Origin of the sequence: Nocardia sp. (assembly GCF_025465275.1) — a bacterium.
Lineage (GTDB): Bacteria > Actinomycetota > Actinomycetes > Mycobacteriales > Mycobacteriaceae > Nocardia.
The window spans coordinates 29209-51953 of sequence record NZ_JAODNK010000179.1; the positions used below are offsets into that span (position 1 = coordinate 29209).

The 22745-nt window shown below is 63.4% G+C and carries 33 protein-coding genes; 25 read left to right on the forward strand and 8 right to left on the reverse strand.

Going from position 1 to position 22745, the window contains the following annotated elements:
* Positions 1–34 precede the first annotated feature (34 nt).
* The 12 genes from JWN03_RS36905 (at position 35) to JWN03_RS36960 (ending at position 6120) form a co-directional block, all read left to right on the forward strand.
* Positions 35–490, forward strand: a complete 456-nt coding sequence (locus JWN03_RS36905) for a hypothetical protein (protein WP_297625250.1) — start codon at positions 35–37, stop codon at positions 488–490.
* The gene (locus JWN03_RS36910) at positions 491–859 is read left to right on the forward strand and encodes a hypothetical protein (protein WP_297625252.1); all 369 of its coding nucleotides are present in this window, start codon (positions 491–493) and stop codon (positions 857–859) included.
* Positions 856–1074: a hypothetical protein gene (locus JWN03_RS36915; RefSeq protein WP_297625255.1), complete on the forward strand. Its 219-nt coding sequence runs from the start codon at positions 856–858 to the stop codon at positions 1072–1074. The genes JWN03_RS36910 and JWN03_RS36915 overlap by 4 nt, the downstream gene beginning before the upstream one ends.
* Positions 1075–1145: 71 nt before the next feature.
* Positions 1146–1592, forward strand: a complete 447-nt coding sequence (locus JWN03_RS36920; RefSeq protein ID WP_297625258.1) for a hypothetical protein — start codon at positions 1146–1148, stop codon at positions 1590–1592.
* A 161-nt stretch (positions 1593–1753) separates the two neighbouring features.
* Complete coding sequence (locus JWN03_RS36925) at positions 1754–2071, forward strand: hypothetical protein (RefSeq protein WP_297625260.1); 318 nt, start codon at positions 1754–1756, stop codon at positions 2069–2071.
* On the forward strand, positions 2071–2391 hold the full coding sequence (locus JWN03_RS36930; RefSeq protein WP_297625263.1) for a hypothetical protein: 321 nt from the start codon (positions 2071–2073) through the stop codon (positions 2389–2391). Before JWN03_RS36925 ends, JWN03_RS36930 begins: the two co-directional genes overlap by 1 nt.
* Positions 2392–2448: 57 nt before the next feature.
* Positions 2449–2859 carry a hypothetical protein gene (locus JWN03_RS36935; protein WP_297625266.1) on the forward strand — a complete coding sequence of 137 codons (411 nt, stop codon included), beginning with the start codon at positions 2449–2451 and terminating at the stop codon, positions 2857–2859.
* 7 nt (positions 2860–2866) lie between these two features.
* Positions 2867–3103 carry a hypothetical protein gene (locus JWN03_RS36940; protein ID WP_297625269.1) on the forward strand — a complete coding sequence of 79 codons (237 nt, stop codon included), beginning with the start codon at positions 2867–2869 and terminating at the stop codon, positions 3101–3103.
* Between the two features lie 5 nt (positions 3104–3108).
* Complete coding sequence (locus JWN03_RS36945) at positions 3109–4245, forward strand: hypothetical protein (protein ID WP_297625272.1); 1137 nt, start codon at positions 3109–3111, stop codon at positions 4243–4245.
* 246 nt (positions 4246–4491) lie between these two features.
* The gene (locus tag JWN03_RS36950) at positions 4492–4656 is read left to right on the forward strand and encodes a hypothetical protein (RefSeq protein WP_297625275.1); all 165 of its coding nucleotides are present in this window, start codon (positions 4492–4494) and stop codon (positions 4654–4656) included.
* A gap of 347 nt (positions 4657–5003) precedes the next feature.
* Positions 5004–5405 carry a tetratricopeptide repeat protein gene (locus tag JWN03_RS45630; protein ID WP_366914526.1) on the forward strand — a complete coding sequence of 134 codons (402 nt, stop codon included), beginning with the start codon at positions 5004–5006 and terminating at the stop codon, positions 5403–5405.
* A gap of 55 nt (positions 5406–5460) precedes the next feature.
* Positions 5461–6120: a hypothetical protein gene (locus tag JWN03_RS36960; protein ID WP_297625280.1), complete on the forward strand. Its 660-nt coding sequence runs from the start codon at positions 5461–5463 to the stop codon at positions 6118–6120.
* Between the two features lie 317 nt (positions 6121–6437).
* Here the strand turns inward: JWN03_RS36960 and JWN03_RS36965 are convergent, their stop codons facing one another.
* Entirely contained in the window at positions 6438–6893 is a 456-nt protein-coding gene (locus tag JWN03_RS36965; protein ID WP_297625283.1) for a hypothetical protein, read from the reverse strand.
* 23 nt (positions 6894–6916) lie between these two features.
* Between JWN03_RS36965 and JWN03_RS36970 the strand changes: the two genes are divergently transcribed.
* The 10 genes from JWN03_RS36970 to JWN03_RS37015 are packed head-to-tail and all read left to right on the forward strand — an operon-like array spanning position 6917 to position 12431.
* Complete coding sequence (locus tag JWN03_RS36970; RefSeq protein ID WP_297625285.1) at positions 6917–7117, forward strand: hypothetical protein; 201 nt, start codon at positions 6917–6919, stop codon at positions 7115–7117.
* A gap of 41 nt (positions 7118–7158) precedes the next feature.
* Complete coding sequence (locus JWN03_RS36975; RefSeq protein ID WP_297625288.1) at positions 7159–7626, forward strand: hypothetical protein; 468 nt, start codon at positions 7159–7161, stop codon at positions 7624–7626.
* Positions 7623–7799 (forward strand): hypothetical protein, encoded by a 177-nt coding sequence (locus JWN03_RS36980; RefSeq protein WP_297625291.1) that lies wholly within the window; start codon positions 7623–7625, stop codon positions 7797–7799. The genes JWN03_RS36975 and JWN03_RS36980 overlap by 4 nt, the downstream gene beginning before the upstream one ends.
* Positions 7800–7825: 26 nt before the next feature.
* On the forward strand, positions 7826–8410 hold the full coding sequence (locus tag JWN03_RS36985) for a DUF6378 domain-containing protein (RefSeq protein WP_297625294.1): 585 nt from the start codon (positions 7826–7828) through the stop codon (positions 8408–8410).
* Entirely contained in the window at positions 8407–8985 is a 579-nt protein-coding gene (locus tag JWN03_RS36990) for a ParB N-terminal domain-containing protein (RefSeq protein ID WP_297625297.1), read from the forward strand. Before JWN03_RS36985 ends, JWN03_RS36990 begins: the two co-directional genes overlap by 4 nt.
* Complete coding sequence (locus JWN03_RS36995) at positions 8985–10064, forward strand: phosphoadenosine phosphosulfate reductase domain-containing protein (protein ID WP_297625300.1); 1080 nt, start codon at positions 8985–8987, stop codon at positions 10062–10064. The genes JWN03_RS36990 and JWN03_RS36995 overlap by 1 nt, the downstream gene beginning before the upstream one ends.
* The gene (locus JWN03_RS37000; protein WP_297625302.1) at positions 10061–10615 is read left to right on the forward strand and encodes a ParB N-terminal domain-containing protein; all 555 of its coding nucleotides are present in this window, start codon (positions 10061–10063) and stop codon (positions 10613–10615) included. Before JWN03_RS36995 ends, JWN03_RS37000 begins: the two co-directional genes overlap by 4 nt.
* Positions 10612–11181 (forward strand): hypothetical protein, encoded by a 570-nt coding sequence (locus JWN03_RS37005; protein WP_297625305.1) that lies wholly within the window; start codon positions 10612–10614, stop codon positions 11179–11181. Before JWN03_RS37000 ends, JWN03_RS37005 begins: the two co-directional genes overlap by 4 nt.
* Before the next feature lie 5 nt (positions 11182–11186).
* The gene (locus tag JWN03_RS37010; RefSeq protein ID WP_297625308.1) at positions 11187–11639 is read left to right on the forward strand and encodes a hypothetical protein; all 453 of its coding nucleotides are present in this window, start codon (positions 11187–11189) and stop codon (positions 11637–11639) included.
* 21 nt (positions 11640–11660) lie between these two features.
* On the forward strand, positions 11661–12431 hold the full coding sequence (locus tag JWN03_RS37015) for a hypothetical protein (RefSeq protein WP_297625311.1): 771 nt from the start codon (positions 11661–11663) through the stop codon (positions 12429–12431).
* A 592-nt stretch (positions 12432–13023) separates the two neighbouring features.
* Here the strand turns inward: JWN03_RS37015 and JWN03_RS37020 are convergent.
* The 7 genes from JWN03_RS37020 to JWN03_RS37050 form a co-directional block, all read right to left on the reverse strand.
* Positions 13024–13422: a hypothetical protein gene (locus tag JWN03_RS37020; RefSeq protein WP_297625314.1), complete on the reverse strand. Its 399-nt coding sequence runs from the start codon at positions 13420–13422 to the stop codon at positions 13024–13026.
* Between the two features lie 119 nt (positions 13423–13541).
* On the reverse strand, positions 13542–13925 hold the full coding sequence (locus tag JWN03_RS37025) for a YbaB/EbfC family nucleoid-associated protein (protein WP_297625316.1): 384 nt from the start codon (positions 13923–13925) through the stop codon (positions 13542–13544).
* Positions 13926–13935: 10 nt separating this feature from the next.
* On the reverse strand, positions 13936–14517 hold the full coding sequence (locus tag JWN03_RS37030; protein ID WP_297625319.1) for a hypothetical protein: 582 nt from the start codon (positions 14515–14517) through the stop codon (positions 13936–13938).
* Between the two features lie 26 nt (positions 14518–14543).
* Complete coding sequence (locus JWN03_RS37035) at positions 14544–16208, reverse strand: alpha/beta hydrolase (protein ID WP_297625321.1); 1665 nt, start codon at positions 16206–16208, stop codon at positions 14544–14546.
* 80 nt (positions 16209–16288) lie between these two features.
* Positions 16289–16822 carry an LppA family lipoprotein gene (locus JWN03_RS37040; RefSeq protein ID WP_297625324.1) on the reverse strand — a complete coding sequence of 178 codons (534 nt, stop codon included), beginning with the start codon at positions 16820–16822 and terminating at the stop codon, positions 16289–16291.
* Positions 16823–16902: 80 nt separating this feature from the next.
* Positions 16903–18564: an alpha/beta hydrolase gene (locus JWN03_RS37045; RefSeq protein ID WP_297625327.1), complete on the reverse strand. Its 1662-nt coding sequence runs from the start codon at positions 18562–18564 to the stop codon at positions 16903–16905.
* 38 nt (positions 18565–18602) lie between these two features.
* Positions 18603–18902, reverse strand: a complete 300-nt coding sequence (locus JWN03_RS37050) for a type VII secretion target (RefSeq protein ID WP_297625330.1) — start codon at positions 18900–18902, stop codon at positions 18603–18605.
* A 431-nt stretch (positions 18903–19333) separates the two neighbouring features.
* Here JWN03_RS37050 and JWN03_RS37055 point away from each other — a divergent pair, with 431 nt between their 5' ends.
* From JWN03_RS37055 to JWN03_RS37065, 3 genes are read left to right on the forward strand one after another with little or no spacing between them, the layout of a single operon-like run.
* Positions 19334–19774 carry a helix-turn-helix domain-containing protein gene (locus tag JWN03_RS37055; RefSeq protein ID WP_297625333.1) on the forward strand — a complete coding sequence of 147 codons (441 nt, stop codon included), beginning with the start codon at positions 19334–19336 and terminating at the stop codon, positions 19772–19774.
* The gene (locus tag JWN03_RS37060; RefSeq protein ID WP_297625336.1) at positions 19771–21078 is read left to right on the forward strand and encodes a PBSX family phage terminase large subunit; all 1308 of its coding nucleotides are present in this window, start codon (positions 19771–19773) and stop codon (positions 21076–21078) included. Before JWN03_RS37055 ends, JWN03_RS37060 begins: the two co-directional genes overlap by 4 nt.
* A 2-nt stretch (positions 21079–21080) precedes the next feature.
* Positions 21081–22727, forward strand: coding sequence for a hypothetical protein (locus JWN03_RS37065; protein WP_297625339.1), 1647 nt, complete (start codon positions 21081–21083; stop codon positions 22725–22727).
* Positions 22728–22745: the final 18 nt, after the last annotated feature.

A 22745-nucleotide genomic window follows, 5' to 3' on the forward strand; every position in this document is an offset into this window, starting at 1 on the left:
CGCGCCCGCCAGCGCCCCGAAAGGACCGAACCTCATGCCTGCCACCATGTTCGAGGTAGAAGAAGACCTGTCCCACCGCGAGATCATGGCCCGCCGCCGCCCCGTCGGCACGAAGGCCACCACGATCGAGACCGAGATCTCCAACGTCAACCTCGTCGGCGACTTCTGCTGGTTGGCCGACGACGGCCTCTCGTTCGACACCATCGCCAAACGCCTCGGCCACACCGCCGACAGCCTGGAGGCCGCGCTCCGCCGCGCCGGATTCCTCTACCGCACCCCCGAGCGGGTCGCGGTCGAGCAGCGCATAGATGTCCTGATCGCCAACGGTCCCGGCTTCCAGTTCTCCACGCTCGCCGTCGATATGCCCGATGCCCTCACCAGCACGGTGTCCCTGGTCATCCAGGCGGCCCACCGCCTCGGCCGCATCCGAATGGCAGAGCCGCCGAAGAAGTCCGGTACCCGTTCCTCCGCCATCTGGGAAGTGATCTGAATGCTCGATATTCTCGACGTCCTGCACGCCCGCTGCGCAGAGGTCGCCGGAGACGCGATCCTCAGCGGCGAGAAGCACCCGACCCTCACCCTGACCACAGGCGAGGTAGCCGACCTGCTCAACCACATCGCGACCGTGCACCGCCGGTACCGCGACCTCAACCACGTGCACCGCGTGACCGATCACCGAGCGAACCAGCTGCAGGCTGCCGCTACCGACGCCGTCGAGTCGTTCCATCGGATTCGGTCGACCCTCGACCACCCGACTGCGCACTCCGGCGCGCAGGCCCGGCAGTGCTCGACCATCGCCCGCGTCGCCGCCGAAAAGCTCACCGTCGCAACCCTTACCATCGAAGGAGTCCCGAAGTGAGCAACCCGATGATTGATCAGCCGCCGGTGGTGGACGAGGCCGCGCACGCCGAGAGGGTGTCCCTCGATCAGCAGATTCGGACCCTCACCGAGAAGCTGTCGATGGGCGGATCGTCGATCCGGCTCGAAGAGCACCGGCGGGGTTTGCTGAAGCTCCAGGAGTTGCAGGATCAGCGGCGTGAGGCGTTCCGTCGAGAGGTTGGTTGGGAGCAGTAGCCTGCCCGATCAGACCCCGTCCCGGTGGCGGGGTTCTGCCGCTGCCGGGGGTGGCTGGCAGGATGCGGGACATGAAACGCCGCGCCCAAATTGTCGTATTGGCTGCCACTGCTGCCGCTGCCGCAACTGCCGCCCTCGCCGGGTGCTCGTCTGACGACGACAGCAAAGGCACGCCAGCGTCTAGGCCGGCGGGCACCACGAAGGCCGCGGCGACTGCGACCGGTTTTCCGGAGCCCCCGCCGTTCACGTATGAGGTCCAGGGCAAGGAGATTCGCGTCGCGACGGGTAGCGCTGATCCGACGGACCTGGTCAACACCTACAACAAGGTGGCTCGCACATTGCAGTCGTCGCTGAGCGAGGGCGGCTACTGGGTGCGGATCAACTGCACGAGCGGCGGGACAGGAAAGGCGGACAACCGGCTTGCCAACGGCACGCTCGCTGTCGGCCAGCTGGGCAAGGCGCAGATCGGTGGCCTCGGGAAGTTCGCGGGTGTTCTTGCCGGTGCGCACTGCCCGTAGTCGAACACAGGCCCAACTTTTTCGCACAGGTGTTCGAGTTCGTTGTATGCTGCGGGCATGAGCCGCAGCAACAACGACGCAAACAATCGAAGATGCACCGGGCGCTTGCGGCTCCGACTCCAACTCTGCAACCGGCCCCGCACGCCCATAGCGTCTACGCCGTGCCCCGGTTCACCTTCTACGGACAAGACGACGACATCGCATTCGTCGAAACCACAGACGACTTCAACTGCCTCACAGAGACTTACGACGCCTACAACGGCGCACAGTTCCACATCGTCTCCACCGCTGGACAACTCCGCATCTGCATCGGAGACGACGACGACACCGGCTGCTGGAACATCGCACTCGGCCCCGTCAACGGAGCCAACCCAGTACCCGCCTGGCCGATCACACTCGGTGCAGCGAACGGGGAGCTCTCCGCCACTCTGACCGTCGAAGCCCCCGCCGACGCCCGACTCATCGAGGTGACCGCCTGATGCCCGCCGTAACGCTCAAGACCAAACCGGTCCGCATCAAGGCCGTCCAGTACACCGGGGATAACCTTCACGACATCAACGCAGAAATGCTGGGCCGCAGGGCATACGGCAACACTGCGTGCACTCGCGCCTACCCAGGCGATCAGGCGTACCCCGCCATCTACCACGACTCGAGTGTGACTGCCGAAGTGTGGAATTCCGTTCACGCACAGTGGCTTCCGCTCAAGGTCGGAGACTGGGTGCTCCAAGGAACATCGGGTGAGTTCTCGCCCGCCCCGGCAGACGCCGTCGCCGCCACGTACGACGTCATCGCCGACTAACTGAGGTCCCGCCAGACCGCACCCGAAAGAACCACCAACCCGAGGAGACGTCTGCCCGTGTCCGACCTTGTCGACGACACCATCGAAAACGTCCTGGAAGCAATCGCCGAAGTGGTCGCCGACCTCAGCCCGTATGGGCAAGGCCGCCTGCTGGCGCTGTCTCGCGCCCTCGACGCACTTACCAACTGCGCCAAGGAAATCGAGTTCTTCGACGAGCCGAAAACTGGATTCAGTGCCGGATTCAGTCTCGCCGCTCAGGACCGTTCGGCCGTCATTGCCGCGCACCCTGCGTTCCCTGCCTCATGGCTCGACGCGCGCCGCAACAACACCGTGCTGAAGTCCGAACCGTTCGACACGATCTGGCACAAGGTCGACGACTGGTGGTACACCACCGGATCGGAGGTCGCGCTCGACAGTCTCGATCTCGCGGCACAGGGTCCGTTCGCCGTTCTGGCCGAACCCAAGTAGGCCGGACATGAGCCTCCTTGCTGAGCTGGCCGCCGACGTCGACACCGCCAAGGGTTCGTGTGTCTCTGGCCGCTGGTTCGACTCCCTGCCCGCCGCCGACCGCGCCGACGCGCTCACGTGGCTGGCAGAGGGCCGTCCCAAGTCCGCGCTGCTGCGCGTCGCCCGGAACCACGGCTACACCGGCAGCCCCTCGATGTTCTACTCCCACACCCTCGGCAACTGCCCTTGCCCCCGAAAGGACTGAGCCGCATGGGAATCGCCGCCGAACTCGCTGCCCAGCCCTCCGCCAAAGAGCAGCAGTACAAGCCGCGCATCGAGTTCGACGGCCGCACCGGCTTCATCGACTCCGACCTGCACTCCGCAGCGGAGACGGTCGCGTTCGATGAACTGCTGGAGAAGCACGGCCTGGCCGGACAAGGTGTGCGACTCGATCCCGATCGGCCCGTACGGATCTCACGCTGGCAGAACTTCGCGGGCGAATGGCTCCAGGCCGATCGCTTCTACGTCGTGGCCGAGCGGCCGGGCGGAGTCACCGCGGATCGGCTGATTGCGCAGATGATCGACCATCCACCAGCCCGCCGGCCTGCCCTCGCTGGCCCTGCGGTGTTCAACTTCCAAGCCTCTGATTTGCAGATCGGCAAGTCGGACAACGGTGGAACCGACGGCATCGTCACCCGCTATCTCGGGTCGCTGGAACGGGCGGTTGAGAAGTACCGGGTGCTGCGCCGCTTCAACACTGTTGGCCCTGTGCACCTGATGTTTCCGGGCGACTGCGTCGAGGGCAACCAGTCGCAGAACGGCCGGAACTGGTGGCGTACCGATCTCACGCTGACGGATCAGATCGCCGTGTTCGAGCAGCTGCTGTACACCACGATCGAGGCGTTCTCCGATGACACCGAACAGGTGCTCGTGGATGTGGTGAACGGGAATCATGACGAGGCGCAGAGATTCCAGACCACGCGCCCCGGCGACGGATGGGCCACCCATGCCGCGAACAGTGTGAGCAAGGGTCTGGCCCGGAACCCGGATGCATTCGGGCACATCCAGATTCGAACCCCCGACCCGGAGCGCGGGTACATGACCGTCGAAGCGGGTGACACCGTCTTCACGATCGCGCACGGGCACCAATGGCGGCGCGGCAAGGCCATGGATTGGTGGGCCGCCCAGACGTTCCACGGTCAAAACCCTGGCGCCGCTGACGTTCTCGTGCACGGGCATTACCACACGTGGGAGCTGGAGACGACCGACAAACGGGCGCGCATCCAGTCCTCAACGCTGGACGGTGGCTCGAACTACTACCGCGAGATGCACGGCGCGGAAGCCCGACGAGGCGCACTCGTCTACCTCACACGAGCGGGCGACGTGACCGATCTCTCGCTTGTGTGAGAGTGGTTGGTAAGCCATGGAATCATCAAGCAGTGCGCCCAGAATCTGTGGTGGCCAGGAACATCAAGTGACCGTATCGTTCATGCAATGTCATGGCAGTACGCCCTTTGGGGGCTGACAGGGGCTGGTTCAAACTGCGGAGTCATCTTCCTGGAGGCTAGCCGTCGAGCCAAGGGGTGGCCATGGCAACGACCTCGGGGACCAGGCGGGGGCGTCTACGCGGTGTCGATTCTTATTCACCTCGGAGTGGCCACAGCGACCACCGCGGCCCTGGCCACGACCCTGATTGTCTCGAACGCGCTCATCGCCTTTGGCGTCGGCGCGGGTGCGCCAGTCATCGTGAAGAAGCTCGCCCAATACGCCGAGTCTCTTCTGCCCGGTGAAGACAATGTGAGCACGAAGGGAAAGTAATGCGCTCAAACACTTTCCATCGCAATTTGCTGTCGGCTTTGGCCGGATCCACGCCTTCGTTCACTATCGCGTCAGCGAAGGAATACGAGGGTACTGGGAGACGCCTACTCTCTGCGCTTGCCGGAAGCTCTCGCGCTTTCCAGTCTGGGGCGTCAGACGAATACCGCCTGACATTAAGGCTTCCGGACGGCACCGAAGGACAGATAGTTTTTTGGGGGCCACCCGGGAGAGGCAAGTCCCCGTTAATTACTCGGCTGGTCAACGAAGCTATTGCTGAGGGCAAAACGGTCCTCGTCACGTCGGCCACAGGTCAACCTATTTCCGTGATCACCAACCCGGATGCCCCCATGGAGGCTAACTCTGTTGCAGCAGTTGACTTTGGGTCTGAATTGACTGAGCAGGCAGCTGTATCGACCCTAGACGGTAGGAATATTTCGGAGGCTGCCGATGCCTTACCGCAACTTGCAGCGTCACTAGATCTCCTGGCCGGATTTCTCGGAAAGGCTGGGCATTGGCATGATGCGCATGCCGCCGCCGAGGAGGCAGTGGGAATCTATCGTCGGATCACGGCCGTCGAACCAGCTGGATTCCGTGCGGAACTGGCCAGGAGCATTGGGAACCTTGCTGTTGCCCTGGGTGAGATCGGACGAGTTGACGAGGCCATAGATCTGGCGCAGGAGTCGGTGACGCTTTCCCGTCGGCTGGCTGGGCGAGAGCAATCTCAGGAAGCTCAGCCTCAGAAATCGTAGTCGCTGCGCGCGGGCGTTCCTCGCCTCGATGCTGCCCATGAGCCAAGATGGACTTATGCACATTGACTCGATCTTTATCGAGACCATCGAAGATCTCCGGAGGCGTAGCGACCTCCGTGCATCTGAATACGACATGGTTCAGGCTTCCGGGTTGATTCGCCGACTACTAATTGATCAGCCTCAGCTATGGACTGAAGTAAATCGAACCTTTAAGACCAAGCCAGTACTGCATTGGATTGGGATGTGCTTCCTAACCGAAGAGACGGTTGAGTCCCAAGTAGCCGTCGCTGGGCTAATGCTCGATCCGGTGATCGCGGAGGCGATGATCGCAGTAAATTACAGCCCGGACAAGCGGGACTTCATGACCAAATTTATGGGGTTTCAGCATGTAGAGGGAAACATTCAGAGGTTTCTTTCTCATAAAGTTCTAATCCGCATGAGCGGCGGTGATCCTAGTATTCCTCAAGAATCTGCATCTGTTTTGGACCTCATAAAGCACTACGCGAACTGTGAAGGTGGGGTGCACTATGACCCAGTTGGACGAAGCGCAAACGACCTTATCCTCGAAATTAAGGAGGCTGCAGACCAAAATCTTCGTCTTACGATTGTTGCCTGTAGTCGGATAATTCTGCGCGCACTGGAGCCGATGGCCGCCGCGACTATGCTCAAGGCTGCGCGCTGGCCCGCTGGGTTGAACTTCGGTACCGCCCAGTAGGCGGCCCGATGGCCCGAATCGGCCCCTCTGCCGCTCGGAGGGGTGGGCTTCGACCTCCGTGCCGTGCGCGTGTTGCGCGCGGGTCAAAGAACCTCGCCTGACGTCGACGTAGCTCGCGGGCCTGGAGGTGCCGCAACACATTCGCGTGCGCAGTGAGATTGCGTAGTGTGTGCGCAGTAGTTGAAGATCGGGGCATGACGGGCGCGAGGGGACAGCAGGCACCATGCCACCTCGACCCTCGATTTCTCCAGCCTGGCGACGACCTCGACTGGCACCTGTATCCCGAGACCGTCGAGGCTGTCGCAACGTGTGAGACATCATGTCCCATAAGCAGGTTCGTTGGATGTGCACGTAACGCACTCGGGGCCGGACAGCTTGCCACCGAACCCGATATCACCCTCCCCGCAGACGGTGTCATCGCTGCCGGAATCGTGTGCCGAGGCGACAACAACACCGCCCTCGCACTGCGCGAAGTGATCAACCGGTACGGCCGCCCCGAAGACCGCATTCCTGTCTGTCCCGGATGCGAACGCCGCCTCATCCCCGCCGGGCAACCGTTGGGAGTCAACGAAGCCCGCCTCGCCGCCCGAGGCTTGTGCAAAGGCTGCTACTCCGCCACCGGCCGATCCGGACAACTCGCCAAGGTCTACCAGCTGCGCCCGTCCCACTGCGCCGACTGCACCCGACCCCTCGTCGGTCGAGGCGACCCGATCCCAGAAGGCCACGCCCGCTACCACTCCGACGGCCGGTGCCTCGGCTGCCAATCCAAGCATCGCCGCGCAACCAGGAAGGCAGCATGACCAAACGATTCGGTGCGCTCAACAGCTACGACGTCGGCAAGGCCCTCGTCTACCGCGACCGGGGCCGCACCTACCGCGTGAGAATCGCTGGCGTCGAACGCAAGTCGAGCTACGTCGTCGCCTACGTCACGACCGGCTACTCCGGCGAACGCCCGCTCACTCTGCCGCCGGACACAGAAGTGACCGTCGAACTCTGACTGCCCGTCGACCGCCATCGACACCCGCGAGGAACCACCCGATGAATAACACCGCCCTCTTGCCGCTGCCCTACACCCGGCCGCCGCTGTCGATGAACGACTCCGGCGCATCACGCGGAGCAGCGTTCGCGAAAGCCCGTGCCCGCAAACAGATCCGCGAAGACATCTGCCGTCTCGCCACTATCGCGTGGCTGCCCAGGGGCGTCGACCACGTCACCGTGCAGCTGCACTACCGGCCCCGAGACAACAGGGTCCGCGACACCGACAACCTGTGGGCCACACTCAAACCCGCCTGCGACGCCCTCACCGTCGGTAAGCCCGCCAGCATCTCGCGCCGCACCAAACGGCCCGTACCCGCCCAGATCGGATACGGCATGGTGCAGGACGATTCGCCGCGCTGGATGGCCAAGCCGGAGCCGATCATCCACGAAGCCGTGAAGGGCGAGCCCGGCGCGCTGTGGCTCGAACTGAGCTGGCGCTACCCGGCCGAACTGGCGGGTGTCTCGTGATTCGCATCGCCCTGCACCTGCCGTTCGGCATCGCCCTGCACCTGCAAGTCCACCGCGGCTTCGACCCCGCCGACATCGTCGTCGCCGCATGGTCCGACGCCTGGCGCGAGCCGCCATACGACGACGAAGAAGCTCCCGACGCCGACGGCGACGGCGACGGCGACTGCCCGTAACCCCCTGACACCGAAGGAGATCCGCCGTGCCCCCGCAGATGGTCGGAGTGACCAAGGAGATGCTGCGCGCCAAGCTGGAGGAAGCGCTCACCCGCTTCGACGGCGAGGAGTTGCCGATCGACCCGAGCGCCGCTGCTGCTGGCGCGAACCCGCTCATGCCGACCGAGGCTGAGCGCACCGCCGCCGCCAATGGCAAGCCGGTCGAATTCGCCACCAGCGGACCGATTCCTGGCGCCGCTGTCGCCGAGCCCGAGCAGGACGACTTCGAGGAACTGGACGAGTACGCCTCCGATTGGGCGGCCCGCGCGAAGTTCTCGACCCCCGCCGCCCCCGCTCCAACTCCGGCCCCGACCGCGACCGCGCCGACTGTCCTGCACGAGGCCGCCGCCATCATCGACGGCGACCGCATGGACACCTACGGCAACCCCGCCGAATCGTTCGAGCGGATCGCCGGCCTGTGGTCCGCATACCTGGGCCACCCCGTCTACGCCCGCGACGTCGCCAATCTCATGGTGCTGCTGAAGGTCTCGCGCTCCAAGCGCGCCTTCCATCGCGACGATTACACCGACATCTGCGGCTATGCCGCTCTGGCCGAACGGATCTCCGAATGACCCTCGTCGCCATCTCCAAGCTGACCCCGTTCCCCGGCAACCCGCGCCGGGGCGACGTCGAGGGCATCGCCGCGAGCCTCAAGGCCAACGGACAGTTCCGTCCGATCGTCGTGCAGAAGTCCACCGGCCACGTGCTCGCGGGCAACCACACCATGCAGGCGGCAATCTCGTTGGGCTGGGACAAGATCGACGTGCACTGGGTCATCTGTGACGACGACAGCGCGAAGAAGATCGTGCTGGCAGACAACCGCCTCGCCGACAAAGGTCACTATGACGTCGACGACCTGACGAACCTGCTGCAGGATGTCAGCGACCTCGACGGCACCGGCTACACCGATGACGAGCTGAACGCCCTGCTCGACGATATCGAGCCGGAGGACGTCGACCTCCCGGACGACAAGCCCAGCCTCGGCGAATCGGTGATCTCCTACAACCTGATCTTCGACGACGAGCAGCAGCAAGACGTCTGGTTCGGGTTCACGAAGTGGCTCAAGCGCACCTACAGCGACAAGGACACCGTCGCCGAGCGGCTGACCGAGTACCTGGCAGCCACGGCCGGGGACAGGGCCGCCTGATGGCGCGGGTCAAAGGCTTCATCGACGCCAACGTGTACGAGGAAGCCAAGACACGGATGCACCGCGTCTACGACCTGTTCGACACGGTCATGGTCGCGTTCTCCGGCGGTAAGGACTCCCTCGCCGCCCTGCACCTGGTGCGCGAAGTAGCCCTGGAGCGCGGCGACACCCGGCCCATCAAAGTCGTGTTCCGCGACGAGGAACTGATCCCCGATCAGGTCGTCGACTTCGTCAACAAGTACCGGCAGCTCGATTGGATCGACCTGCGCTGGTACTGCGTGCCGCTGGAGTCGACGAAGTACATCCTCGGCCAGTCCACCCGCTACATCCAATGGGACCCCGCCCGCGAGCACATGCGACCAATCCCGGAGTGGGCGCTCACACCCGAGAAGCTCGGCCTGCCCGCTGATCTGGTGCTGGACCAGTACACCGCCGACACCGTCGTCTCACGCGGGGAACGAGGCAAGGTCGCCATCGTGACCGGGGTGCGAGCCGCGGAGTCCATCATGCGTTTCAACGCGCTCAAAGCGAAGCTGCACGACAACTACATCAACGCCAGCAAAGACCCGCGCGTGATGACCGTGAAGCCGTTGTTCGACTGGCAAGAGAACGACATCTTCCGGTACTTCTACGACAAGAGCATCCTGTACTGCCCGATCTACGACTCGCAGGTCCTTTCCGGTACGCCGCTACGGGTTTCGACGCCGCTGCACGCGGAATCGGCGAAGACATTCGGCCGGCTGCGGGCCTACGCGCCGACCTTCTACGAGCAGGTGATCTCGCTCGTACCGGAAATGGCTGTGCAGGAACGCTATTACGCAGAGCTGGACCGCGACGCGCTCATGCAGCGGTACGGGCAGTCACTCGACGGCGTGCAGGCGTACGTCGAGGAGACGATCACCGACGAGGCGCAGCAGAAGAAGGCGCTCACCGTGCTCCGGCGGATGCGCGTCACCGCTGCCCGCAACCCGGCCGCCTACCCGCCCGACCACATCCTCAAGCAATTCATGGCCGGTGCCTACAAGCGCACCATCACCCCGATGACCAAGGCCGATCAGAAGAAACGAGCCGCCAAGTGAGCAACACTGAAGGGCTTCCGCGCCTGGCACCGACCCCGGCGGACGCGAACCCGATCGACCATATCCAGTGGATTCCGGCCGACACCCTGGACCCGAACGTCTGGAACCCCAACAGGGTCCACAAGCCGGAGCTGCGTCTGCTGGAGCGGTCGCTACTGCACACAGGCTGGATTCAGCCGCTCATGGTGAACCCGGACCGCATCATCATCGACGGCTTTCACCGTTGGCGGCTCTCGCAGGACTCGAAGGCTGTGCGGCAGCGGTGGAAGGGCCGTGTGCCGGTCGCAGTGCTCGATGTGGATAAGCCGACGGCCATGCTGATGACGATCCGCATCAACCGCGCCAAGGGCTCTCACGCCGCCGTCGAGATGTCGGCCATCGTGCGCGAGCTGCTGACCATCCACCACCTCGACCCGGACCAGATCGCGGCCGAGATCGGCGGCACCCGCGCCGAGGTGGACCTACTCGCCCAGGACGGCGTGTTCTCCGCCCGCAAGATCAGCGAGTGGGCGTACACGCCCGCCTGGTACCCGAAGGACGCTGCGGCATGAGCCGTTTCGATGCCGCCGAGCACCTCTATGACTGGCAGCGCTCCGGCCGGTTCCCGCGCATCCATGACGACATCTACAACCTGATCAGGTCGGAGGTGTCGCCCTCGGACGGCGCGGTGCTGGACCTCGGTGCCTCGACAGGCCTGCTGGCGCGGCGGCTCCAGCACGCCCGGTTCGCCGTGCACGCAGTCGAGGCCGACGCCAACTCGATCGACGCCGGGCGCACAGCGGGCACGTACGGCCCGAGTGTGCCGGTGCGGCATTGGATGCTGACTCCGGGCCAGATGCCGGAGTTCGGGGAGTTCCTGCGGGAGGCGGGCGTGACCATCGTCGCGGCCCGCCGCGTGTTGCCAGAGCTGGACAATGCCGGAGTGACACCCGAGATACTGGGGGAGACGCTCGCGAAAGCTGGTGTGCGACATCTGTTTTTGGAGGGCCGCGCCCCTCGGCAGGACGCGAAACACAGGCTACGCTCAGTTAGCGATGAAGTTGCGGGACTTGAAACACATTGGAAGGCAGTCACTTTCGATGGCAAGCAACGCACATACCTGACGCTGAAGGAGTAGCCACCATGGCAATGTCCACGTACAACGGGTTCGACGGCGCATACCGCCAACGCGTGCAGGACGAACTGAACGCTATGTGGACATCCGGACTGTGGGAGCCGCCGTCGGAGTGCGCAGTTTGTGCGCAGGACGACGGCGCAATTCACGGCCACTTGGAGGACTACTCCCGGCCTGAAACCTATGTGCCGCTATGCATCACCTGTCACCTGATCCTGCATATGCGGTTCCGGCAGCCGGACCTGTGGGAGGAGTTCACCGCCTGGATTCGCGCCGGGCACCGACCCGACCCGCAAACCCAGCGCGGCGGCTTCTACGCCATCAAGAAGGGCTACCTCGCGGGCCGCTCCGACCGCTGGCCCGGCTACAAGGCCAACCCGCCGCGCCGCGCCACGTACCTCGACGCACTCGCTCCCATCCGCTTCGCCCACCCGAATGCGCCAGTCGACCAACTGTTCTGAGAGGTGATACCGCTGTCTGCCGTGTCTGATACCATGCTCTCCACTTTCGTGAGGGACCTGCGGCGCATCCCCGAGCTGTTCGCGCAGCTCGACGTGACGATCACCAAGACCGACGTCACGCGCCCGCGCGGTGAGGGCTCGCCGGGCAGCGGACACGACCGGCCGCTGATCCTCAACGACCGCGCCAGCGAACAGAGCCGGACCCTGCTGCGGACGCTGCGCTACGCCGCCGCGCCGGTGCCGTACGCGCCGCGCCCGCTCAAGCCCGGCGCTGCCGCACTCGCCATCCTCGAACAGCTGCCACGCACCAGCCGCGGACCCGGTGCCGATTTCTGGATTCGCTCGGTCCTGCGCGAGATCACGAAAGCCTGGGGCGTGGTGGATACTCCCGCCGGCCTCCGGTTCTCGGGCTACTGCCTCGATTGCGGCGCTCCTGTGTCCGCACCGGGGCACCTGCGGGCGGTGTCGTGCCGGAAGTGCGGCGGCGAACATCAAGCGGCCGAGCATCGCGCCTGGATGTGGCAGGAGTCGCAGCAGGTTTCAGGCACGGCCTCCGAGTTGGCGCAGCTGCTACCGCATTTCGACGGCTCGCCAGTCAAGGCTGCGACCATCCGAAAATGGCATGAGCGCGGCAGACTTATCGGCTGCGTAGAAGAGCGCGGCACCGTCTTCAGGCTCGGCGACGTGCTTGGCCTCCACCAAGTGCCGCAGCTACGACCTTCGGCCAGCGGTCCACCTGGGGGCAAACATGCCAGAGCCGTCAGGGACGTAAAGCCACTGGTAGCAGTGTAAATTGCTCACCAGTGGCGCTGAAGAATGGGTGTGGCAGCTACCCGTCTTGCCTCGTGGGCGGTTAATCTATCTGCGGCTCAGAACCTTCCGCTAGCAGGAGGGCGCTGAGCTTCACTACCTAGCCGGGGACACGGTCAATTCAGCTCGCATATGCGCGATCTGAAGTCGTGTTCTGGGAGAGGGGGTGAATGATGCCGCAAGCGCGGAAAAAGCCGCGTCGCAAGAAAGCGAGAACCTCGGGTGGCCTGCCAGCTGTACCCGAGGCTCTCTTTGCTTCCGGCATTCGATTGTTGACGCAGTTGCTGATTGATCTGCTGCATCGCTAATCGGGGGCGGGGGTTGGCCGTGCGGTCAACCTCCGCCTGTCAGTGTGGTGTAAAGCCACTGCGCAGTCACTGCGCGGGACCATGGTACCAAGGTAACACCGGTGTGTGTGGTGTGTACGGCCCGTTGTGGCGCGTCAATTGGCTTTGATCGCGAATTCGGGCGCCACTTGGGTCGCGAATTGCGGCACCACCACCGTGCCATTCTGGTTGCAGCCCAGGCGTACCCGGTGGTCGGATCGCGGGCGTGCTCGCTCGGTCGTCCGGGTTCAGGGGTGCGAAGGTCCAACCGTGCTGAGCTGCGAGGCATGGTCGGCGATATTGCTGCCGATGACAACGGGGACCGGTAGCAGTAGCAGGGTCGCCAGAGCCCAGATGAACAGCCGGGTGCGGGTGATCGCGGCGATGATCACGCAGCCCAGTCCGATCACGAGGACTGCGAGCATCCCCAGCAGAGAGACAGTGATGCCATGGCCGACCTGATCCGTGCAGGGGCTGTCAGGCGCACATGGATCGCCTGCCATCGCAAGCATTCCGGTGAGCATTGTCAACCAGATCGCGGTCACGAAGGCCAGAACAAGACACACGCCGGTGATCACCCTGTCCCACACGGGAATTCGCCGACGGCTGGTCTGTGAGCTCGGTTCCAGGGCGCACGTCGTCGTCATGCATGCCAGCTTCGCTGCCTCACAGCTCCGGCGAATCCGTAGAACTACTCGACGAGGTTCAAGCCATCGCGGCCTTGAGACTACCGGCCTGAATCATCGACGCTGGATTGCATCGATGGCTACCAATCAGGGGCCTTGATCGAGCCGCGCTCGTAATAGTCGTCGTCGAACTCTTCGTCCACCTTGCGCTGTCGTTCTACACGCTCGGCTTCCAGGTGGGCTGAGTTCCCGTTCGTGTACGTCGATATCGCTTCGAAGGTTGTATCGGCTCGCAGCTCTCGCAGGGCCTCATCGACCTTGGGGCGCTTGTCTTCCACCGCCGCGTGGTACGCGGCCATGATGACGGCTTCCTCGTTCACCGTCACTGACAGCAGGCGATCTTCGGCGTCGACGATCACGCGGACGCCTTGCGCGACACCCACGCCACGGATCTGTTCGAGAGCGTGTTGAGCACGCTGCACCTTGAGGCCGAGTTCATCGGAATCATTGCGCGGAGGGAACATTCACGAATCCTTACGGGCGCTTGATCTCTGTCGGTTGAGGAGCGGTCGTATCTCCGACTGCCTTGGGAAAGCATGGAGACCCGGCGGTGACGCTCAGGGATTGGTCCTGCGATGGTGCGTACTGGAGGACGAGTACGTAGCCGTCGGGGGTGTGCACCGGTGCCCAGCGTTCATCGGCGTCTTTCTGGAGGGTCCAGCCCCGTGCAGTCCAGGCACTGCGGATCTGCTCGAAGTATTGGGCGTTCTGCCCTTTCGGAACGCCGACGAACCAGTAGCTGACCTGCAGCACCGAACCGCTGCCATGCTGACCGTCGTCATCGCAGGGCACCCTGAGGCTCGGTGTATGCATGACTCCGAGGTAGTGATTGTCCGACGTAATCGAATAGCTCAAGCCCGGCGAAAGTCCCTGGAGAGAGTCGAGCAGATAGGTGTTGAGCCTGTCGCGGGCTGTCGACTCGGTGAGAGATGGATCCACTTTGGTTCCTCCGCTGTTTCCCGTGTCGATGATGCGTGGTGAGTCATGGGTGTTTCCATGGTCGTTCCCGCATCCGCTCACCAGCGCTACTGCGGTGAGCAGTGCGATACCGAGCACCGGAACAGCACTGTGCCGCTTGAATATCACTTGGTTTTCACCGCCTCATTTCCATCGCCTGCGATGATCTCGCCCATGCCTTGCATCGATTTCGAGTTCGGCAACCAGTATTGGCTGTGGGTGTTTCCGTCGTATCCCCACGCGCCCTGATGGTCTGAGGGAAAATTCTGAGCGCCGTAGGAACGCCACGTGGGGTCGCCGCCGAGGTCGTCTAAACCATGATGCTTGAACCATCGGAGAACCGGGTCGTATTTGTTCTGGCCGTACAGCGCCACTGGATCGTTGTCGGCCTTGGTGACATAGACGTGGTTGGGTGTATCAGCGTTTGACACGCCGGTCAGACTGAGGTCGCTGGCATGCTCAACCGTGGTGCCTGGGCTGGCCACCAGTACGAGGCTGTCGGCATTGAGAGTGCGGCCATGGCTGGCGGCGTCGCCGACCAGGGTGGTGCCGTAACTGTGGCCGAGCACCGTGTTGTATGACGGTTGGCCGTCGTGGGAGGCGCGGATACCGTCTTGGAACCGGTCCAGCGCGGCTGCTCCCTTGTCTGCGTAGGAGACGTGCGTGGCATTGATCAGTTCCTGCGGTGCGTCATAGCCGAACCATGCGATCACCGATGTGTTCGGGGCTCCATCCTTTTGGGCTTGCTGTCGCATTGCGTCGACGCGTGCCATATCGTCGTTCTCCGTCGGATCGCCGCTCTTCGTCCCATCACCGTTCATAATCGACGGGCGCGAGGTAGTCCCCGGTACGTAGGTGCACACATGGTCTGCTGTGTCTGGATTGCCGGCTGCGACCGCGGCGTGAGGAATGCTGCCGGATTGGGTATCCATCAGCATCAAGTACCGGTCAGACCCGTCGAGCGATGCGGCTATGCCCTGCAAATCAGCGAGTTTGTCTTTGACTGCCGGGTCGCCGTTCTGGGCGCGGGTCAGTTCGTCGTCGAGTTTCTCGCGGTTGTAGTGGTCGCGGTCCACGATGGGCAGACCATCGCGGTTACCGATGTAGTTGTCCTTTTCGTACAGCGCATCCTTCTCCGCCGGTGTCAGGCTCTCCCAGAAGTCATGCAGTTTCTTGGGATCCGTAGGCAACTCAGAATCACCGTCCAGAATTATCTGCACACTGGGACGGATCGGCGCATTATCGGGCGTCTTCTCGTAGCCGGTGAGTAGTTGTAGGTCAGCGGTGATCGCTTGTGCCGCCGATATTTCCGACATACCGAACTGGAACAGCAGTGCCTTGATCCGTGTCTGGAAGCCTGACGCCTGCCCATCGATCATCTGCTGAACCAGCGCGGCTGTCCCCGACAAGGGTCGATCGGGGCCGGAAGGAACCTTCGGCGCAGTCACATTGCCGTCGTCGTCCACGGTCATCCCCGCGCCAGGGACGTCCATGTCGACGATCTTCAACAACGCGGTTTGAGTGTCGGCGAGTTGAGCGCCATAGGTGTTGTACTGGTCGGCGATGCCGACGATGGTGGTCGCGAGGTGATTGCCGTGCAGCTTGTGTGCCATCGCCTTTTCGGAGGCTGCGGCTGCGGCGTCGCCCTTCCAGTTGTTCATGGCCTTGTCGACCGATGCCTCCATCGCGTCGACCTGCGTGACGAAGCTGTCGTTCTGCTTCACCAGGTCGGCGGCGAAATCGAGCATGGACTGCGGGTTGCACCCGCGCACATGACTGATCGTGGTCAATTCACGCCCTCACCGCGACCAGCCATGGTCGACCTGGTCCATGTAGAGGCTGTCAGGCGCACACGGATCAGATGCCAATGTCATTTCGGTGTTGCAGTTGTCGATGTGGCAGAATTCGCCGATTCTTTTTCAGTGGCAGGCAGTCGGCAACCGGTATCGCCGCTGATGCCTCGGGTTGCTATCCAAAGCACGGTGCCGTTCGATCCGTAGAAGCGGGCCTGTCGATCGCCGACTTTTTCATTGAACGGGAACGGGTCGTTCTCGGTGGCTCCCAAGCCGGCTGCGAGCTGTCGGGCTTTTTCGCGGACTGCGGGCCATACGTCATCAGGGATGCCGCCACCATGTGCCGTATCGCCACCTTGCGTGGTGTAGTCCGGCATGTGGTATCGCCGTCCCGTTGTCTGATCGAAGGGAGCATCACAGCCGGAAGGGTACTGATCGGTATGGACCCATTTCCAGGTCATGCCAGGCACCAGCGAGCTCGCGTAAGCAGCAAGGTCCTCAAACGCCTGTTTGAGGCGCGCTTGCGTGTCTTCGAGACTGGGTCGGGTCTGGAGTTCCTTTGCGAATTGGGATGTTTCGGCAGGGCCGGTATTCTGGGGCTCGGAGTCCATGACGTCACATCCTGTTGTTGTCGCGATCACAGCCGCGGCCAAAGCTGCTGCGATACCCATCCGATATATGCCGAGTGTCATCAGTGCTTACCCACCGCTTCTTCTGGGAGGCCTGCGACGATCATGGCGATATTCCATCCGGACGTGCGCAACTCGTTGTTGCTGCCGTTGCGTGGATAGTCAGCGTGCGAGTACGCCCCATCGCGACTCACCCCATCTTGGGTGGTGGTAGGGCCGGTCTCCAGATGTGTGAATCCGGGCAACGCTTGTGGATTAGGCCCGTACCCAGGAAGTTTCGCGATCGTATCCTTGCCGCCCGTCATCTCGTACCGATGGTCGTCCGGAACATTCAGCTTCGACACGTCCACATCGTTCGCCTTCTCCGGCAGCCACCAATGTTTCTGGGGCAAATCCAGTCCGGGGGAACCGTATACGAGGACATCGTCGACAGGTTTGTGTCCGGGCTCCTGGAGTGCAAGTCCGGTCATGAGCGATCCGTAGGAGTGCCCGACCGCCGTTAGATGCATAGATCCGCTGTCGTGAGACGCTCGCACACCGTCGTAGAACGATGCCAATTTCGGCGCACCATCTTTCGCCAAGGTGTCGGAGACGACCTCCTTGTAACCAGCCCAGGTCCTGCCGTCCAGGTCAGCAGGAACGTCCTTGTAGTCAGCTTGTGGCAAATCCGAACCAATCCACGCAATCGGCACCACGGACTGATTCTTGCGAGGATCACCATCCGGTAGAACGCCCAATCGACTTTGAGCCGTGTCCTTTACGTTCTTCCCTTCGTTGACCATGCCCGAGAGCGAGCCATGGACGTTGCCGTTCAACCCCGCTGCCGACACCGACACATTGTAGGCAGTATCGGGATTGCCGAGTGAGACAGCGGCGTGAGCCTGTTTCCCAGATTGGGTGTCCATCAGCAAGAGCATCGCATCCGGGTGATCGCCTAGCGTTTTCTGGACAGCCTGCAGATCGCCCAGCTTCTCGGCTACCGCTTTGTCGCCGTTCTGGGCGCGGGTCAGCTCGTCATCGAGCTTCTCCCGGTTGTAGTGATCGCGATCGACACTTGGAAGACCGTCACGGTTGCCGATGTAATTGTCGTGGTCGTAGAGCGCGTCCTTCTCGGCTGGGGTTAATGACTCCCAATAGTCGTGTAGCTGCTTCGGGTCGGTCGGCAACTGCGATTTGCCGTCCAGAATGGCTTGCACCCCTGAGCTGACAGGAGCGCCGTCAGGCTTCTTCTCGTAGAGGCCGAGTTCCTGCAGATCGGTGGTGAGCGCTGTGGATGCTGAGACTTCCGACAGGCCGAACTGGAACAGCAGGGCCTTGATCCGAGTCTGCAATCCCGACGCCTGACCGTCGAGCACCTGCTGGGCCAAAGCAGCGGATGCGGAGTTCGACCGATCGGTGCCAGACGGTACTTTTGGGGCGGTGACGTTGCCATCGTCATCGACGGTCATCCCCGCGCCCGGGACCTCCTGATTCACAATCTTCAGCAGTGCGGTGCGCGTATCGCCGAGTTGAACGCCATAGGTGTTGTAGTGGTCGGCGATCCCGACGACGGTAGTCCCGAGGTGGTTGCCCTGCAGTTTGTGTGCCAGGGCGCGCTCGGAGGCCGCCGCCGCTCCTTCGCCCTTCCATTTGGTCATGGCGTTATCGACGGACCGCTCCATAGCGTCGACCTGCGTGACGAACTTATCGTTCTGAATCACCAGGTCTGCGGCGTAATCGATCATCGATTGCGGATCGCATCCTCGCACGTGACTGATCGTCGTCAATTGACACCCTCACCGCGCCCGTACTTGTCGAGTTGGTCGGCGTTGGCCTTGTCTACACCTTCGTAGGTTCCACCTGCGGATTTAGCGCGGTCTCCCAGGGTTTGAATCTGACCGCCGATCACGCCATACGCCTTCACCACCGCGTCACTGACCTGTGTAGACACCGTTGCAACCGGTGACCCCGGCATATACACGGCCTTGGTGGGGGCGATTTTGCCGATAGCATCCGCCTGCCCGGTCAGCTCAGTCGCGAGACTGTGCAGCGTTGCTAGGTCAACGTCGAGTATGTCGGCCACCGGACCCCCTGGTTAGTGCGCGGTACAAACTTCCCGAACTTTAACATGTTGATCGAGATTCCCTAGGGGCTAGAGAGCGCCCATTCGACTCCAAATCCGCAGTGTCGCAGCGCCTCCGATAAGCTCCAGCCGTCGGCGTCGAGTGCATTCCTTTCCACGAAACGCCCGATAGATCCGAGGGCGTCCGTCCGGCCAGTTCGAGCCGCGCGCCCTCCGCAGACGCCCCCGCTCCCAGCCCCACGCTGGTCGCAGCGGGGGCGTCTCGCTTTCCTCGCCTCTCCCCCGGCAAGCCCACCCCCGCGCACATCACAGCGCTCATTCGCGGATGAGGTCCGGCCTCCCGTGGGAGGGGCGAGGACGGTCCGCCCAGACGGCCGGCCTCCCCCATCCGGCCGCCAGGTGCGCCCGGCGCACCGCAAGGAGGCACCCAGGTGCCAGCCAACCGAACCAGCCCCGGATCCATCGACAAGCGCAGGCGCATGGCACAAGCACTCCAGCTCCGCGAGACCGGAGCCAATTACCGGCAGATCGCCCAAGCGCTCGACATCTCGACATCTACCGCCCACGCCTACGTCGATGAGGCGATAAAGGAACTCACACGCGAGCCCGCGGAGTCCCTGCTCACCCTGGAACTGACCCGCCTGGACGCCATGCTGCTCGGCATCTGGAAGAAGGCATCACGCGGCGACCTGCAATCCATCGACCGCGCGCTGAAGATCATGGAGCGGCGCACCAAGTACACCGGCCTCGACCAACTAGCCGCGCTGAAGATGGCGCAGGACGGCAAGGATCTGCCCGCCGTGGACGCCTGGCTCGATGCGATGCTCGACAGCGGCGCCAGCGACCTCGACGAGCTGGGGCAGGCGGCGTGAGCGCGATCCGGCCGCTCGTCGGCAAACAGCGCCTCGCCGTGGCGAACTCGACCGCCCGCCTGAATGTGTACGAGGGCAGCGTCCGTTCGTCGAAAACGATCTGCTCGCTACTCGACTGGATCCGCTACTGCCGCAAGGGCCCGCCGGGCACGCTGCTCATGACCGGGCGCACCGAGCGCACGATCATCAACAACCTGATCCTGCCTATTCAGGACATGCTCGGACCGGGCCGCGTCTCGATCAACCGAGGCAACGGCACGGTCAACATCTGCGGTCGCAACGTGATTCTCGTCGGCGCGAACAACGAAGCCGCCCGCACGAAGATCCAGGGCCTCACTCTGGCCGGGGCATACGTCGATGAGGCTCCGACCTTGCCGGAGTCGTACTGGAACATGCTGTTCTCGCGGCTATCGGTACCGGGCGCGCAAATGTTCGCGACCGGCAACCCGGAGTCCCCGCGCCACTGGTTCAAGACCCAATGGCTCGACCGCGCGAAGTTCTGGATTCAGGACAACGGCAGCATCATCGACCGGCGCGATGCCTACGCGCGACTCCAGCCCGGCGACCCGGACCGGCCGCTGGACTTGCACCGGTTCACGTTCATCCTGGACGACAACCCGAACCTCGACCCCGACTTCGTCGCATCCCTGAAGTCCAGCTACACCGGCGTCTGGTACCTCCGATTCGTGTTGGGCAAGTGGGTCGTTGCCGACGGCGCGATCTACTCCGCGTTCGACGAAGCGAAGCACCGCCTACCGCACAAGGAACTTCCGCCGATGTCGCGGGTGCTGGCGATGGGCGTCGACTACGGCACGACGAACCCGACCGCCGGAATCCTGCTCGGGCTCGGTGTGGACGGTCGGCTTTATGCCATCGACGAATGGGTACCGCCGCGCGGCACCGACGCGGAACTGTCTGCGGCGCTGGCGGAATGGCTGCGCGACACCAAACACGACCCCGAGTGGGTGTTCGTCGACCCGGCAGCCGCGAGCTTCAAACTCCAGCTGTACCGCGACGACACAGCCCGCGTCGCCGATGCCACCAACGAAGTGCTCGACGGTATCCGCACCGTCGCCGCCCTGTTCTCCACCGGGCAGCTGCTCATCTCCGAGCGCTGCGAACGGTTGCTGACCGAAATCCACGGCTACGTCTGGGATTCCAGGCAATCGGAGAAGGGCCTCGACAAGCCGGTCAAGCTCGACGACCACTTCTGCGACGCGCTGCGCTACTCGGTCGCGTCCTCGCAATTCGCCTGGTTCTCACAACTACGGACCTCGATCCCCGCAGCCAAGGAGGCAGCGTAGACATGCCGTTGCCTAACGCCAACACACCGTGGCCGCCCCGCCACCTCGCGCCCGCATTCCAGATGTTCGCCACCTGTCAGGTGTGGTGGGAGGGCGACGCCGAGAAGCTGTCCGCCAGCCATGGCGAGCCCGCCCGCACGGGATTGAGCAGCACCCTCCGTGATCGGATCAAGCGCCTGTTCTGGGGCACCAAACCCGATGTGTCGAACCAAATTCGGCAGATCCATATCCCGGTTGCCGCCGACATCGTGCAGACCGCTGCGTCGCTGCTGCTGCCCGACCCGGTCGCTTTCCGCATCGCCTCCGACGACGAACACGCCAACGACGAGGCCCGCGAACGGGTCGACAAGATCCTCAACTCGCCGCAGATGCATTCAGCGATGCTGCAGGGAGCCGAGGCCGGCTCGGCTCTCGGTGGCGTCTATGCGCGAATCGTCTGGAACGCGTCTTTCAAGGATCACGCCTGGCTCGATTTCGTCGACGCAGATCAGGCTGTGCCCGAGTTCATTTACGGCGAACTATCCGCAGTGACCTTCTGGGAGGTCGTCGACCAGAACGAAGCCGAAGACCGCGTGCTTCGCCACCTGGAACGGCACGAGCCTGCATACGTCGAGTTCTACTCCGACGGCACCCAGACGCAGGTGTACGGCCGCATCTATCACGGCCTCTACGAAGGCACCGCCATTACGCTCGGCCGCCAGATCGACTTGACCGAACACCCTGAGACCAAGGGCATTCCGGTCAACGAAGAGGGCTTCGTCGACACCGGCAGCGCCGACCTGACCGCCTTCTACTTCCCGAACGCACTGCCTAACCCGATGTTTCGAGGGAAGGGCACCCTCCAGCACTTCGGCCGCTCCGATATCGGCGACCCTGCCGTCATCGGACTCATGGACCAGATCGACGAAACCTATTCGTCGCTGGCGCGGGACGTGCGCCTGGCCAAGGCCCGGCTCATGGTCTCCGAGCACCTGCTAGAGGTGAAGGGGCCGGGCAAGGGTTCGACTTTCAACGTCGAGCAGGAGGTGTACGAGAAGGTCGGCGGCGTCCCCAACGGCACCCCCGTCATCGAGGCGCACCAGTTCGCGATTCGAGTCGACGACCACCTCCGTACCGGTGAAGGATTCCTGCGCGCGATCCTGCGTCGAGTCGGGTTCTCCCCGTACACGTTCGGGCTCGCCGACGATTCAGCCGCTGCCATGACCGCGACCGAAGTCGACGCGAAGAAGGACGCCAGCACAGCGACGTTCAAAGCGCGCTCCGGTATCTGGAAGTCAGTTCTCGCGCGGGCCGCCCGCACGCTGATCGAGGTGGACGCCGCTGTGTTCGAGACCGGCGCGGTCCTGAGCCAGGAACTCGAAGTGCACTGGCCGCCCTCCGCCCGCGAGTCGGTCCAGTCCAAGGGCCAGACCCTCCAAGCGCTCGAATCCGCGAAGGCGGCATCGACCGAGTGGAAGGTCCGGTACCTGAATCCGGAGTACGACGACATCCAGGTCGCCGAAGAGGTTGCTCGCATCCTCGACGAAGGCGCGGTCGCCGACCCATTGACGCTGGGCGCGGACCAGCCGTTCCCGGACCCTGACCCCAATACCGAGGACCAGGCAGACGACATCGGAGACGACGGCGACGAGCTGCCGTCCGCTGCATAACGGAAGGCGGGCCAGCGC